Below are 13118 nucleotides of genomic sequence, written 5' to 3' on the forward strand. Positions count from 1 at the left end.
CGAGGGTGTAAACACCCCCGACCTGAAACGAAATCAACGAGCACGTCCTTGTGCCCATGCAGCCGGAACTAGCCCGGCACGCGGCGGATCTTGGCGCCGAGCATCTGCAGTTTTTCTTCGATGCACTCATAGCCACGGTCGATGTGGTAGATGCGGTCGATCAGGGTATCGCCTTCGGCAACCAGGGCCGAGATCACCAGGCTGGCCGAAGCCCGCAGGTCGGTGGCCATCACTGGCGCGCCCTTGAGCTTCTCGGTGCCAGTGACGATGGCAGTGTTGCCTTCGACCTGGATCTTGGCGCCCATGCGGTGCAGTTCGTAGACGTGCATGAAGCGGTTTTCGAAGATCGTCTCGATCACAGCACCCGTGCCTTCGGCAATGGCGTTGAGGGAGATGAACTGCGCCTGCATGTCAGTCGGGAACGCCGGGTACGGAGCGGTCCGCACGTTGACGGCTTTTGGCCGCTTGCCGTGCATGTTCACTTCGATCCAGTCTTCGCCGCAGGTGACTTCAGCACCGGCTTCCTTGAGTTTCTCCAGGACGGCTTCGAGGATGGTCGGATCGGTGTCCTTGACCTTGACGCGGCCACCGGTGACGGCAGCAGCCACCAGGTAGGTACCGGTTTCGATCCGGTCCGGCATCACTTTGTAAGTGGCCGAATGCAGACGCGCGACGCCATCGATGGTGATGGTGTCGGTGCCAGCACCGCTGATCTTGGCGCCCATGGCGATCAGGAAGTTCGCCAGGTCGACCACTTCAGGCTCGCGCGCGGCGTTTTGCAACACGCTGCGACCCTTGGCCAGTGCCGCAGCCATCATGATGTTCTCGGTACCGGTCACGCTGACGGTATCGAAGAAGAAGTTCGCGCCACGCAAGCCGCCTTCCGGCGCCTTGGCCTTGATGTAGCCGCCTTCGACGTCGATGACCGCACCCATGGCCTCCAGGCCGCGAATGTGCAGGTCCACCGGACGCGAACCGATGGCGCAACCGCCAGGCAGTGCAACTTCAGCCTCACCGAAGCGAGCGACCATCGGACCCAGTACCAGGATCGACGCACGCATGGTTTTCACCAGCTCGTACGGGGCGATCAGGGTCTTGATGGTACGCGGATCGATCTCGACGCTGAGCTTCTCGTCGATCACCGGCTCAATGCCCATGCGGCCGAACAGCTCGATCATCGTGGTGATGTCGTGCAGGTGCGGCAGGTTGGCCACGGTCACCGGGCCATCGCACAGCAGGGTCGCGGCCAGGATCGGCAGGGCGGAGTTCTTTGCCCCGGAAATACGGATTTCGCCATCAAGACGAACACCGCCGGTAATAATCAGTTTATCCATAAGAATCTCGAGGCCCTTGGGCTCAGGTGCGCTCGGCCCAAGCCGCGCTGCTGAAAAATTTCATCGTGACCGCGTGGATGCTGCCATCGGCAATCCATGGGTTCAAATGGGCATAGATGCTCTGCTGACGCTTCACTGGGCTCAACGCCGCCAGTTCATCGCTGATCACGTTCAGCTGGAAGTTGCAGCCTTCGCCTTCAACTTCCACCTGCGTACCAGGCAGCTTTCCTTCAAGGAAGCTCTTCACTTCTACAGCCTGCATGCTCAACCTCAATCGGCGCCCTGTGCGCGCGGGTCGCACATCATACAAAAAAGCCCCGCGCCTGCGAACCCCGCGAAGCAGGACTCTGACGGGGGGACTTTTCCAACGATGTGGGTCAGGGGTGCGCCAACAACTCGGTCAGCTCGCTGACCTGGGCTATTTCGCGCATGTCTTCGGGCATCCCACGGATGCTCCACGTTTTGCCGGCAGCCTTGGCGTCGCGCATGAAGCACAGCAGCAGCGACAGGCCGACACTGCTGGACTTCTGCACCGCCGAGCAGTCAATGACCACCTCGGCGGCACTGACCGACTTGATCAGCGCCTGGCCCTGCTTGCGCAGGGCCGGGCCGGAGCGGTAATCCAGCACGCCACTGAGCATCAGCACGCCAGCCTCACCCAGACGAACGGCCGATTCACTCACCGACTCGATCATTGTGCCTGCTTCTCTTTGGCGTCTTCGGCCACTTCCTTGGCCTTGGCGACTTCACCGGCCCAACCGTTGATGGTCTTGTCCAGGTCATTGCCATTGCGCTGCATCGCGTCGGCGAACTGATCGCGGAACAGCTTGCCGATGTTGATGCCATTGATGATCACGTTGCGCACCTTCCACTCGTCGTTGATTTTCTCGAGTGTGTAGGACACGGGATAGATCGCGCCGTTGTTGCCCTTGACCTGCATGTCGACGCTGGTGCGGGTACCGCTTTCGTCCTTGGCCGGCGAAACGGTGATGCCCTGGTTGTTGTATTCCAGCAAGGCGTTGCCATAGAACTGCATCAGGCTGCGCTTGAAGTTTTCCTGGAAACGGGTCATCTGCGCAGGACTGGCCTTGCGCGAGTACTTGACGGTCATGATGCTCTTGGAGATGCCGTCGGCGTCGACCACGGGGCCGACGATGCCGTTCAGTGCCTCATAAAACGCGCCGGGGTCCTGCTTGTATTTCTCTTTGTTGGCGGAAAGGTCCGCCAACAGCCGGGTCGTCGTGTCCTGGATGATTTCATGGGCCGAAGGAGCAGCCACAGCGTTAGCCATCAACGGCAGCGCCGCGAGCAACACCAACAGGCTACGTCGCAAGATAGAGATCATTCAAAAGCTCCTCATTTGGCGTCTTTGCTAACGGTATTGAGCAGGAATTTACCGATCAGGTCCTCGAGCACCAGGGACGACTGCGTGTCGTGGATGACGCCACCGTCCTTGAGCACGGTGTCTTCCCCACCCACGCTGATGCCGATGTATTTCTCACCCAGCAGACCAGCCGTGAGGATAGATGCAGTGGAATCAGTCGGCAGGTTATCCACGCGCTTTTCCAACTGCAGCGTCACCCGACCGGTAAAATCCTCGCGATTCAGATCGATTGCCGTGACCTTGCCGATCGTGACACCGGCCATGGTTACCTTGGCTCTGACCGTCAAACCGGCGATATTGTCAAAGTTTGCGTAAAGTTTATAAGTATCGGTGCTTGCCGTCGGCGCCAGTCCACTGACCCGCAGGGCCAGCAGCAGCAAAGCCAGGATGCCAGCCAGCAAGAAAAGGCCGACACCGATTTCCAGGGTGCGGTTTTGCATCAGAAATCTCCAAACATCAAGGCGGTCAGAATAAAGTCGAGGCCCAGGACCGCCAGCGAGGCGTACACCACGGTCTTGGTTGTGGCACGGCTGATCCCCTCTGACGTGGGCTCACAGTCATAGCCTTGAAACACGGCGATCCAGGTCACGACGAAAGCGAATACGGCACTTTTGATCACGCCATTGAGGACATCGTCGAGGAAGTCGACGCTGTTTTGCATGTTCGACCAGTAGGAACCTTCATAGACCCCCAGCCAGTCGACGGCCACCCACGAGCCGCCCCAGATCCCCACGACGCTGAAAATCATCGCCAGCACCGGCAGGGAAATGAAACCGGCCCACAAGCGCGGGGCGACGATGTACTTGAGCGGGTCGACACCGATCATTTCCAGGCTGGACAATTGCTCGGTGGACTTCATGTTACCGATTTCAGCCGTCAGCGCCGAACCGGCCCGCCCGGCGAACAGCAGCGCGGTGACCACGGGGCCGAGTTCACGCAGCAACGTCAACGCAACCATCTGCCCAACCGCCTGCTCCGAACCGTAGCTGGACAAAATGCTGAAGCCTTGCAGCGCCAGCACCATGCCAATGAAGATCCCGGAGACCACGATGATCACCAGGGACATCACGCCCACCGAGTGCAACTGCTTGACCAGCAGGCCAAAACCGCCGCCAGTCGAGTTGCGACCGAGCAATGCATGCATCAGGAACAGCGAGGAACGGCCCAGTACCGCCACCACATCGATGCCGGAGCGGCCGAACAGGCGAATTCTTTCCAACAGTGATTTCTTGCGCATCAGCGCTTCCCCAGCAGATCGGTACGGTAGTCCGTGGCCGGAAAGTGGAACGCCACCGGCCCGTCCGGATCACCCTTCATGAATTGGCGGATACGCGGGTTGTCCGAATCTGCCAACTCTTGCGGTGTGCCCTGCCCCAGCACCTGGCCATCGCCGACCACATAGATGTAGTCGGCAATGCTCGCGGTTTCGGCCAAGTCGTGGGACACCACGATACTGGTGATGCCCAGGGCATCGTTGAGCAGGCGGATCAGGCGCACGAGCACACCCATGGCGATCGGGTCCTGACCCACGAAGGGTTCGTCGTACATGAGGATCTTCGGATCGAGGGCAATCGCCCGCGCCAGCGCGACCCGACGCTTCATGCCGCCGGACAGCTCGTCGGGCATCAGGTCGAGGGCGCCCCGCAGCCCGACAGCCTGCAACTTGAGCAGGACGATGTCACGGATCATCTCTTCCGGCAGGTCGGTATGGACCCGCAGCGGAAACGCCACGTTCTCGAACACATCGAGATCGGTAAACAGCGCGCCACTCTGGAACAGCACGCCCATGTGCTTGCGCGCATCGAACAGGTCGCCGCGAGACAATTCGGGAAGATTCTGGCCATTGACCCACACTTCGCCGGCGCTGGGACGCAGCTGCGCGCCCATCAGCCGCAGCAGCGTGGTCTTGCCACACCCGGAAGGCCCCATGATGCCGGTGACCTTGCCGCGTGGTATGCGAATATCGATGTCATTGAAAATGCTGCGCGTCCCGCGCTTGAAGGACAGTCCCTTCAGCTCGACCGCGTAGGCGTTGTCGGCACTCATCTAAACTCCTTGCGATGCAGCCTCACATTCGAATGCCCTGGGCAGCCGACAAGCGCCGGTACCGCCGGGCACGCGAACCGGCGGCGAACTATATCACTGCAACAGCCCAGCGCCCAAGGCCAACACCCCCCTGTTAAACCTGGCTTAAGGTAAAAAGCTACATTTTATGTCGAACCTTGTGGCCGTTCGAACAAAGCATGACGAACTTACGTGAGGGAATTGTTCATTGCCGCTATAATCGCCGCCTTTTCATCGGGCTATACGATTTCTGACATGAGCCAATCCAGCGACCTGATTCAATCGGCACAACGTACCATCCGCCTCGAACTCGAAGCCGTGCAAGGCTTGGTGCCCCATATCGACGCTGATTTCGTACGCGCCTGCGAGATGATTCTGGCCAGCAAAGGCCGCGTGGTCGTGGTCGGCATGGGCAAGTCCGGGCACATCGGCAACAAGATCGCAGCCACCCTCGCCAGCACCGGCACCACGGCTTTTTTTGTCCATCCGGCCGAAGCCAGCCACGGGGACATGGGCATGATCACCCGGGACGACGTCATCCTGGCCCTGTCCAACTCCGGCTCCACCAATGAGATCATCACGCTGCTGCCGCTGATCAAGCGCCTGGGCATCCAGTTGATCAGCATGACCGGCAACCCGGACTCGCCGCTGGCCAAGGCCGCCGAAGTGAACCTCAATGTTCATGTCGAACACGAAGCCTGCCCGCTGAACCTGGCACCGACCTCCTCCACCACCGCCGCATTGGTCATGGGCGACGCCCTGGCCGTGGCGCTGCTGGAGGCCCGCGGCTTCACCGCGGAAGATTTCGCCTTTTCCCACCCCGGTGGCGCCCTCGGCCGTCGCCTGCTGCTGAAAGTCGAAAATGTGATGCACGCAGGCCAGGAGTTGCCGCAAGTGCTGCGCGGCACGCTGCTCAAGGACGCGCTCATGGAGATGACCCGCAAGGGGCTGGGCATGACGGTGGTCCTGGAGGCCGACGGCAAGCTCGCGGGAATCTTCACCGACGGCGACCTGCGCCGCACCCTGGACCGCACCATCGACATCCACAGTGCGACCATCGAGCAAGTCATGACGCCTCACGGCAAGACCGCCCGCGCCGAGATGCTCGCCGCCGAGGCCCTGAAAATCATGGAAGACCACAAGATCAGCGCCCTGGTGGTCGTCGACGACGAAGACCGTCCGGTGGGCGCCCTGAACATGCACGATTTGCTGCGTGCGGGAGTCATGTAAATGAACACAGACCTGTTGCAACGCGGCCAAGCCATCAAGCTGGCGGTGTTCGATGTCGACGGCGTACTGACCGACGGTCGCCTGTACTTCCTTGAAGACGGCAGCGAGTTCAAGACGTTCAACACCCTCGACGGCCAAGGCATCAAGATGTTGATGGCTGCCGGCGTGCAGACCGCTATCATCAGCGGCCGCAAGACCCCAGTGGTCGAGCGACGCGCCAAGAACCTCGGCATCCCACACCTTTACCAGGGGCGCGAAGACAAACTGGTGGTGCTGGACGAGCTTCTGGGTCAACTCAACCTAAGCTATGAACAGGTGGCCTACCTGGGTGACGACCTGCCAGACCTGCCCGTGATTCGCCGGGTCGGCCTGGGCATGGCGGTCGCCAACGCGGCCAGCTTCGTCCGCGAGCACGCCCACGGCGTCACCACAGCGCGAGGCGGTGAAGGTGCGGCCCGCGAATTCTGTGAACTGATCCTGCGCGCCCAGGGCCGCCTCGAAGCGGCCAACGCCGCGTACCTGTGAGCCATTTATGCTGAGCAAGAAGATTCGCACCATTGTGGTGTTCGGTTGTATCGCGGCGATTTTTGCTGCGGTGGGCTACTGGAACATCAGCCCTGAACGGTTTCTCGACCAGCCTGCGGCCCAGGTCGAGGAAAAGATCGACTGGTACGCGACCAACACGCATACCCTGCAGTACCTGCCCGACGGTAAAGTGCAATACGAGATGACGTCCGACAAGGTCGACCACGTAAAGGCCACTGACATTACGCTGGTCACCAAGCCCGACCTGAACATGTTCCGCGGCACCGAATTTCCGTGGCATGTGCAGAGCGAGCACGCCGAGGTCAATTCCGGCGGCACCGAAGTGGAACTGATCGACTCGGTGCGCGTTGCCCGAACCGACGAGAAAAACCGTACGACCATCATCACCAGCACGCGCATGACCGTGTTCCCACAGCAACAATATGCGCAGACCGAGCAACCCGTTAGAATCGACGGCGCTGGGGGTGTATCGACCGGCACGGGAATGAAAGCGTATTTGAAGGAAAGCAGGATACACCTGCTATCGAACGTAAGAGGACAGTATGAAGCTCGCTAAAACCCTCCCTATTTTGCTCAGTCTGGGCGCAGCACTGGGAAGCGCGAGCGCCTGGGCTCTTCCCGACGACCGCAACCAGCCTATCCGCATCCAGGCTGACGATGCCCAGCTCGACGACAAGAATGGCGTCGCCACCTATAAAGGCGACGTGATCATCACCCAGGGCTCGATGAAGGTCACCGGCAATACCGTGACCATCACCCGCACCCCGTCCGGCGACATCGACGTAGTCACCTCGGTGGGCAACCTGGCCTATTTCGAGCAGCTGCAAACCGCAGGCGATACCAAGCCTGTGCAGGGCTACGGGATCACCATCCAGTACCACGCCTCCCAGGATCGCGTGGTCCTGATCGACCGCGCCAAGGTCGTCGACAAGGACAACAACGTGACCCAAGGCGAGAAAATCGTCTACGACACCAACAAGAAACTCGCCAGCGCCGGTCGCGCCACCGGCAGCAAGGTGACCGAGTCGCGTCCGCGGATCGACATGGTGATCCAACCGAAAAAGAAAACCGACGAGCAGAAGGCCCAGTAATGGCAACTCTGAAAGCTCAGCATCTGGCCAAGAGCTACAAGAGCCGTCAAGTCGTGCGCGATGTCAGCCTGTCCATCGACAGCGGCCAGATCGTCGGCCTGCTCGGCCCCAACGGCGCGGGCAAGACCACCTGCTTCTACATGATCGTCGGCCTGGTCCAGGCCGATCAGGGTCGCGTGCTGATCGACGACCTGGATGTCAGCCACCAGCCAATGCACGGTCGGGCGAAGGCAGGTATCGGCTATTTGCCGCAAGAAGCGTCGATTTTCCGCAAACTGTCGGTTGCCGACAACATCATGGCAATCCTCGAGACCCGCAAGGAACTCGACAAGGCCGGTCGTCGCCAGGAGCTGGAAAGCCTGCTACAGGAATTCCACATCAGTCATATTCGCGACAACCTGGGCATGAGCCTGTCCGGTGGCGAGCGCCGTCGCGTGGAAATCGCCCGCGCCCTGGCCACCGCACCGAAGTTCATCCTGCTCGACGAACCGTTCGCCGGCGTGGACCCCATCTCGGTGGGCGACATCAAGCAGATCATCCATCACCTCAAGGCCAAGGGGATCGGCGTGCTGATCACCGACCACAACGTGCGCGAGACGCTGGATATCTGCGAAACCGCCTACATTGTCAACGACGGCCAACTGATCGCCGAAGGCGATTCGGCAGCCATCCTGGCCAATGACCTGGTCAAGGAAGTGTATCTGGGCCATGAGTTCCGCCTGTAAGCACAAGTGTCTGGCGAATTGCCCGAGCGTCGTTTAATTTTATTATGGCGACGCTCTAGGCAAACACTTCAGTTTCAGGCATATAATTTGCTTAAGTTTGGCGCCTCGGCGCCCTGTAGTGGATGGCGCATGTGCGCCGGCGAATAAGGTGTTAAGCCCCTGCCATGAAACCATCGCTAGTCTTGAGAATGGGCCAGCAGCTGACGATGACACCGCAGCTGCAACAGGCCATCCGCCTGCTCCAATTGTCGACCCTGGACCTGCAACAGGAAATCCAGGAGGCCCTGGAGTCCAATCCGATGCTCGAACGCCAGGAAGAAGGCGACGACTTCGACAACACCGACCCGCTGGCCGACAACGTCGAGCAGAAGACCAACACCGAAATCCCTGAACCGGCCTACCAGGAAACCGCCCCGACGGTGGACAACCTCGAGGATGGCGAATGGAACGAACGCATCCCCAACGAACTGCCGGTGGACACGGCCTGGGACGACGTCTACCAGACCAGCGCCAGCAGCCTGCCGAGCAGCGATGACGACGAGTGGGACTTCACCACCCGCACCTCTGCTGGCGAAAGCCTGCAAAGCCATCTGCTGTGGCAGTTGAACCTGGCGCCGATGTCCGATACCGATCGCCTGATCGCCGTGACCCTGATCGATTGCATCAACAACCAGGGCTACCTGGACGAGACCCTCGAGGAAATCCTCGAGGCCTTCGACCCCGAGCTCGACATCGAGCTGGACGAGATCGAAGCCGTCCTTCATCGCATCCAGCAGTTCGAACCAGCCGGCATCGGCGCCCGCAACCTGGGCGAATGCCTGTTGCTGCAACTGCGCCAGTTGTCCGCCAAGACACCCTGGTTGGCCGAAGCCAAGCGCCTGGTCACCGATTACATCGACCTGTTGGGTGGCCGCGACTACAGCCAACTGATGCGTCGCATGAAGCTCAAGGAAGATGAGCTGCGCCAGGTCATCGAACTGGTGCAGAGCCTCAATCCGCGCCCCGGCTCGCAGATCGAATCCACCGAGCCCGAATATGTGGTCCCCGACGTGATCGTGCGCAAGCACAATGATCGCTGGCTGGTGGAGCTCAACCAGGAGTCGATGCCCAAGCTGCGGGTCAACGCCCAGTACGCCGGCTTTGTGAAGCGCGCCGACACCAGCGCCGACAACACCTTCATGCGCAACCAGTTGCAGGAAGCGCGCTGGTTCATCAAGAGCCTGCAAAGCCGCAACGAAACCCTGATGAAAGTGGCCACCCAGATCGTCGAGCATCAGCGCGGCTTCCTGGAGTACGGCGATGAAGCGATGAAACCGTTGGTCCTGCATGACATTGCCGAGGCGGTGGGCATGCACGAGTCGACGATTTCCCGGGTAACCACCCAGAAATTCATGCATACCCCTCGGGGCATCTATGAATTGAAATACTTTTTCTCCAGCCACGTCAGCACCTCCGAAGGCGGCGAATGCTCGTCCACGGCCATCCGCGCGATCATCAAAAAACTGGTGGCTGCGGAAAATCAGAAAAAGCCGTTGAGTGACAGCAAGATCGCTGGTTTACTGGAGGCACAAGGCATTCAGGTGGCCCGCCGTACCGTCGCCAAATACCGCGAATCCCTCGGGATCGCGCCTTCGAGCGAACGCAAGCGGTTGATGTAACAGGCCACGCCACAGCGTTCCAGTGGCAGGCATTTCTGCCTGCCGCTTTATGCACTGGCAACGAAGGAGAAGCTGTATGCAAGTCAAGATCAGTGGACACCAACTGGAAGTGACCGAACCCCTGCGCATCTACGTCGGCGAAAAGCTCGACCGATTGGAGAGGCATTTCGACAAGATCACCAACGTGCAAGTCACGATGACCGTCGAGAAGCTGCTGCAGAAAATCGAAGCCACGCTGCATATTCCCGGCGGACAAGTGGTCGCCAACGCAGAGCACACAGACATGTATGCCGCGATTGACCTGCTGACCGACAAGCTGGATCGCCAACTCAAAAAGCATAAGGAAAAGACCCAGAGCCTCCTCCAGGGCGCAACCGGTCGTTAACCCCCCCAATCCATGATCCGACTAGAAACCATCCTGACCCCCGGCCGTTCCCAAGTGAACGCGCCGGGCGGCAGTAAAAAGAAAGCCCTCGAACACATTGCCAACCTGATCCACCGCGAGGTGCCGGATCTGGAAATGCAGGACGTCTTCGAGGCCCTCGTTGCCCGTGAAAAACTCGGTTCCACCGGTTTTGGCAACGGCATCGCCATTCCCCACTGCCGTCTCAAGGGTTGTGCCGCGCCGATCAGCGCGCTGTTGCACCTTGAAACCGCTATAGATTTCGACGCCATCGACGGCGCCCCGGTCGACCTGCTTTTTGTATTGCTGGTACCGGAGGCAGCGACCGATGCGCACCTTGAGCTGCTGCGCCAGATTGCCAGCATGCTGGACCGCAAGGAAGTGCGCGAAAAACTGCGCAGCGCACCGAGTAACGAAGCTTTGTACCAGGTTGTCCTGGACGAGCAGAACGGTCATTAAAAAATGCGCATGATCATTGTCAGTGGCCGCTCCGGCTCCGGTAAAAGCACGGCCCTCAACGTGCTTGAGGACAGCGGCTACTATTGCATCGACAACCTGCCCGCCGGCCTGCTGCCGGAACTGGCCGAGCGCGCCCTGATCCACACCGAGTTGGCGCAGCCGCTGGTGGCGGTGTCCATCGATGCGCGTAACCTGCCAAGCCACCTGTCGCGTTTTCCTGAACTGCTCGAGGAAGTGCGCAGCCGGCATATCCAGTGCGACGTGCTGTACCTGGATGCCGATGAAGAGACACTGCTCAAGCGCTTTTCCGAAACCCGCCGGCGCCACCCGCTGAGCAATGCCAACCGCTCCCTGGCCGAAGCCATCGAGGATGAAAGCCAGCTACTGGGGCCGATCGCCGATCTGGCAGACCTGAAGGTCAACACCACGCACCTGAACCTGTATCAGTTGCGTGACACGATCAAGCTGCGCCTGCTCAACCAACCCGAGCCGGGCACGGCGTTCCTGGTGGAGTCGTTCGGTTTCAAGCGTGGCATGCCCGTAGACGCCGACCTGGTGTTCGATGTGCGTTGCCTGCCCAACCCTTATTGGAAACCGGAATTGCGCGCGCAGTCCGGGCTCGACCAACCGGTGATCGACTACCTGGCCGCCCAGCCGGATGTCGAGGAAATGTACCAGGACATCTCCAGCTACCTGCTCAAATGGCTGCCCCGCTTTGCGGCGAGCAACCGTGCCTATGTCACGATCGCCATCGGCTGTACCGGCGGCCATCACCGCTCCGTCTACCTGACCGAACGCCTGGGTCAGCTCCTGCAACAATCCCTGAAGAACGTCCAGGTTCGCCACCGCGACCTCAGCTAAAGGATTCACATCGCGATGCCTGCTCAGGAAATTGAAATCATCAACAAGCTGGGTTTGCATGCCCGAGCGTCGGCCAAGTTCGTCGGAGTCGCGGGCCAGTTCAAGGACACCACCATCAGGGTTGGCCGCACACCCGAGACCGCGGTCGACGGTAAAAGCATCATGGCGATGATGATGCTCGCCGCCGGCAAGGGCACCAAGATTCACCTGAGCACTGAAGGGGAGCAAGCGCAGGAAGCGATGGATGCCCTGGTGGACCTGATCAACCGATACTTCGACGAAGGCGAATAACGGATTCAGGACTCGAGTCGAACTTGTTGTGGCCAGAAGATTTTTGTGGGAGCAAAGCTTGCTCGCGCTGAACGATAACTCGGCTAACCTGCTCAATCGCGGCGCCTGCATCGCGGGCAAGCCTCGCTCCCACGGATAAATCTCACCACAGGGTATGGATTCGCGCTCCTTCGCTGTCACGCCAGCGCCGTATCCAACACCATCATCAGACAAAACCCCACCAACAGCCCCAGGCTCGCCAGTTTCTCGTGACCCTTGCGGCGGGATTCGGGAATGACCTCGTGAGTCACCACCAGCAACATCGCCCCGGCCGCCAACGCGAGCCCCAGGGGCAAGAGCATCTCGGCCAGGCTCACCAACCAGGCGCACAGCAGCGCAAACACGGGCTCGACCAGCCCTGACGCCGCGCCAATCAGGAACGCCTTGACCCGCGACATCCCCGCCGTAGCCAGCACCAGCGCGATCACCAGCCCTTCGGGTACATCCTGCAAAGCGATGCCCATCGCCAGGCTGTCGGCATCCGGCATGCCGCCGCCCGCCGACACACCCACCGCCATGCCTTCGGGAATGTTGTGAGCAATGATGGCAAACACGAACAACCAGATCCGCGGCGCAATGATCGGACGGCCAGGCGTCGCGACCAGACTTTCGGGGCTGGCCGAGACCCTGCGGTCCACCAGATACAGCCCGAACGCGCCCAATAGAATACCGAAACTGATAAGGCCGCTGGCCGCCCAAGGCGTCAGTCCCAATTGCTCGGCTGCGGCAACGCCCGGCACGATCAGCGAAAACGCCGTGGCCGCGAGCATCACCCCGGCACCGAAGCCCAGCAGCGAATCGCTGACGGCCTGGGGCATGCGCCGGATAACCAGCACCGGCACGGCCCCCAGCGCGGTGCCCAAGGCACAGAGCCCGCCGCCCTCGAGCGCACGCAACAACCTGGGTTCCAGGTCCAGCCATGCCAGGCCCTGGGCCGCCAACAACGTCATCCCGGCCAACAGCAACAACGACCCCAAGGCATAGCGGAACATCCGTCCGCTTCCAATCGCCAGTGTTTGAGTATCCATAGTCA

General features: G+C 60.5%; 18 protein-coding genes. 10 read left to right on the top strand and 8 right to left on the bottom strand.

Annotated features, from left to right (window positions below):
- Positions 1-68 precede the first annotated feature (68 nt).
- From murA to KI237_RS25220, 7 genes are all read right to left on the bottom strand, one after another.
- Positions 69-1334 carry a UDP-N-acetylglucosamine 1-carboxyvinyltransferase gene (gene murA / locus KI237_RS25190; protein ID WP_212797521.1) on the bottom strand — a complete coding sequence of 422 codons (1266 nt, stop codon included), beginning with the start codon at positions 1332-1334 and terminating at the stop codon, positions 69-71.
- A gap of 22 nt (positions 1335-1356) precedes the next feature.
- Positions 1357-1596 (bottom strand): BolA family protein, encoded by a 240-nt coding sequence (locus KI237_RS25195; RefSeq protein WP_007953556.1) that lies wholly within the window; start codon positions 1594-1596, stop codon positions 1357-1359.
- Positions 1597-1711: 115 nt separating this feature from the next.
- A complete protein-coding gene (locus KI237_RS25200) occupies positions 1712-2017 on the bottom strand; it encodes an STAS domain-containing protein (RefSeq protein WP_212797522.1) in 306 nt (101 codons plus the stop codon).
- An 8-nt stretch (positions 2018-2025) separates the two neighbouring features.
- Positions 2026-2679: an MlaC/ttg2D family ABC transporter substrate-binding protein gene (locus KI237_RS25205; protein ID WP_212797523.1), complete on the bottom strand. Its 654-nt coding sequence runs from the start codon at positions 2677-2679 to the stop codon at positions 2026-2028.
- 11 nt (positions 2680-2690) lie between these two features.
- Positions 2691-3158 carry an outer membrane lipid asymmetry maintenance protein MlaD gene (mlaD, locus tag KI237_RS25210; protein ID WP_003178020.1) on the bottom strand — a complete coding sequence of 156 codons (468 nt, stop codon included), beginning with the start codon at positions 3156-3158 and terminating at the stop codon, positions 2691-2693.
- Positions 3158-3955 carry a lipid asymmetry maintenance ABC transporter permease subunit MlaE gene (mlaE, locus tag KI237_RS25215; RefSeq protein ID WP_186708834.1) on the bottom strand — a complete coding sequence of 266 codons (798 nt, stop codon included), beginning with the start codon at positions 3953-3955 and terminating at the stop codon, positions 3158-3160. Before mlaE ends, mlaD begins: the two co-directional genes overlap by 1 nt.
- Positions 3955-4764: an ATP-binding cassette domain-containing protein gene (locus KI237_RS25220; RefSeq protein ID WP_212797524.1), complete on the bottom strand. Its 810-nt coding sequence runs from the start codon at positions 4762-4764 to the stop codon at positions 3955-3957. Before KI237_RS25220 ends, mlaE begins: the two co-directional genes overlap by 1 nt.
- Positions 4765-5037: 273 nt before the next feature.
- Here KI237_RS25220 and KI237_RS25225 point away from each other — a divergent pair, with 273 nt between their 5' ends.
- From KI237_RS25225 to KI237_RS25270, 10 genes are all read left to right on the top strand, one after another.
- Positions 5038-6012 carry a KpsF/GutQ family sugar-phosphate isomerase gene (locus KI237_RS25225; RefSeq protein WP_153387659.1) on the top strand — a complete coding sequence of 325 codons (975 nt, stop codon included), beginning with the start codon at positions 5038-5040 and terminating at the stop codon, positions 6010-6012.
- Positions 6013-6537, top strand: coding sequence for a KdsC family phosphatase (locus KI237_RS25230; protein ID WP_014336638.1), 525 nt, complete (start codon positions 6013-6015; stop codon positions 6535-6537).
- Positions 6538-6544: 7 nt separating this feature from the next.
- Positions 6545-7114: an LPS export ABC transporter periplasmic protein LptC gene (gene lptC, locus KI237_RS25235; RefSeq protein WP_212797525.1), complete on the top strand. Its 570-nt coding sequence runs from the start codon at positions 6545-6547 to the stop codon at positions 7112-7114.
- Positions 7101-7649: a lipopolysaccharide transport periplasmic protein LptA gene (lptA, locus tag KI237_RS25240; RefSeq protein ID WP_212797526.1), complete on the top strand. Its 549-nt coding sequence runs from the start codon at positions 7101-7103 to the stop codon at positions 7647-7649. Before lptC ends, lptA begins: the two co-directional genes overlap by 14 nt.
- Complete coding sequence (lptB, locus tag KI237_RS25245; protein ID WP_018614004.1) at positions 7649-8374, top strand: LPS export ABC transporter ATP-binding protein; 726 nt, start codon at positions 7649-7651, stop codon at positions 8372-8374. The genes lptA and lptB overlap by 1 nt, the downstream gene beginning before the upstream one ends.
- 164 nt (positions 8375-8538) lie before the next feature.
- Positions 8539-10032: an RNA polymerase factor sigma-54 gene (locus tag KI237_RS25250; RefSeq protein WP_212797527.1), complete on the top strand. Its 1494-nt coding sequence runs from the start codon at positions 8539-8541 to the stop codon at positions 10030-10032.
- Positions 10033-10108: 76 nt separating this feature from the next.
- Positions 10109-10417, top strand: coding sequence for a ribosome hibernation-promoting factor, HPF/YfiA family (hpf, locus tag KI237_RS25255; RefSeq protein WP_212797528.1), 309 nt, complete (start codon positions 10109-10111; stop codon positions 10415-10417).
- A gap of 12 nt (positions 10418-10429) precedes the next feature.
- Entirely contained in the window at positions 10430-10894 is a 465-nt protein-coding gene (ptsN, locus tag KI237_RS25260; protein ID WP_003197847.1) for a PTS IIA-like nitrogen regulatory protein PtsN, read from the top strand.
- Positions 10895-10897: 3 nt separating this feature from the next.
- Complete coding sequence (gene rapZ, locus KI237_RS25265) at positions 10898-11755, top strand: RNase adapter RapZ (RefSeq protein WP_003197845.1); 858 nt, start codon at positions 10898-10900, stop codon at positions 11753-11755.
- A 15-nt stretch (positions 11756-11770) separates the two neighbouring features.
- Positions 11771-12046, top strand: a complete 276-nt coding sequence (locus KI237_RS25270) for an HPr family phosphocarrier protein (protein WP_212797529.1) — start codon at positions 11771-11773, stop codon at positions 12044-12046.
- A gap of 176 nt (positions 12047-12222) precedes the next feature.
- Here KI237_RS25270 and KI237_RS25275 read toward each other — a convergent pair whose 3' ends face one another.
- Positions 12223-13113, bottom strand: a complete 891-nt coding sequence (locus KI237_RS25275) for a ZIP family metal transporter (RefSeq protein ID WP_212797530.1) — start codon at positions 13111-13113, stop codon at positions 12223-12225.
- Positions 13114-13118 lie beyond the last annotated feature (5 nt).

Source organism: Pseudomonas sp. St316 (assembly GCF_018325905.1).
Classification (GTDB): domain Bacteria; phylum Pseudomonadota; class Gammaproteobacteria; order Pseudomonadales; family Pseudomonadaceae; genus Aquipseudomonas.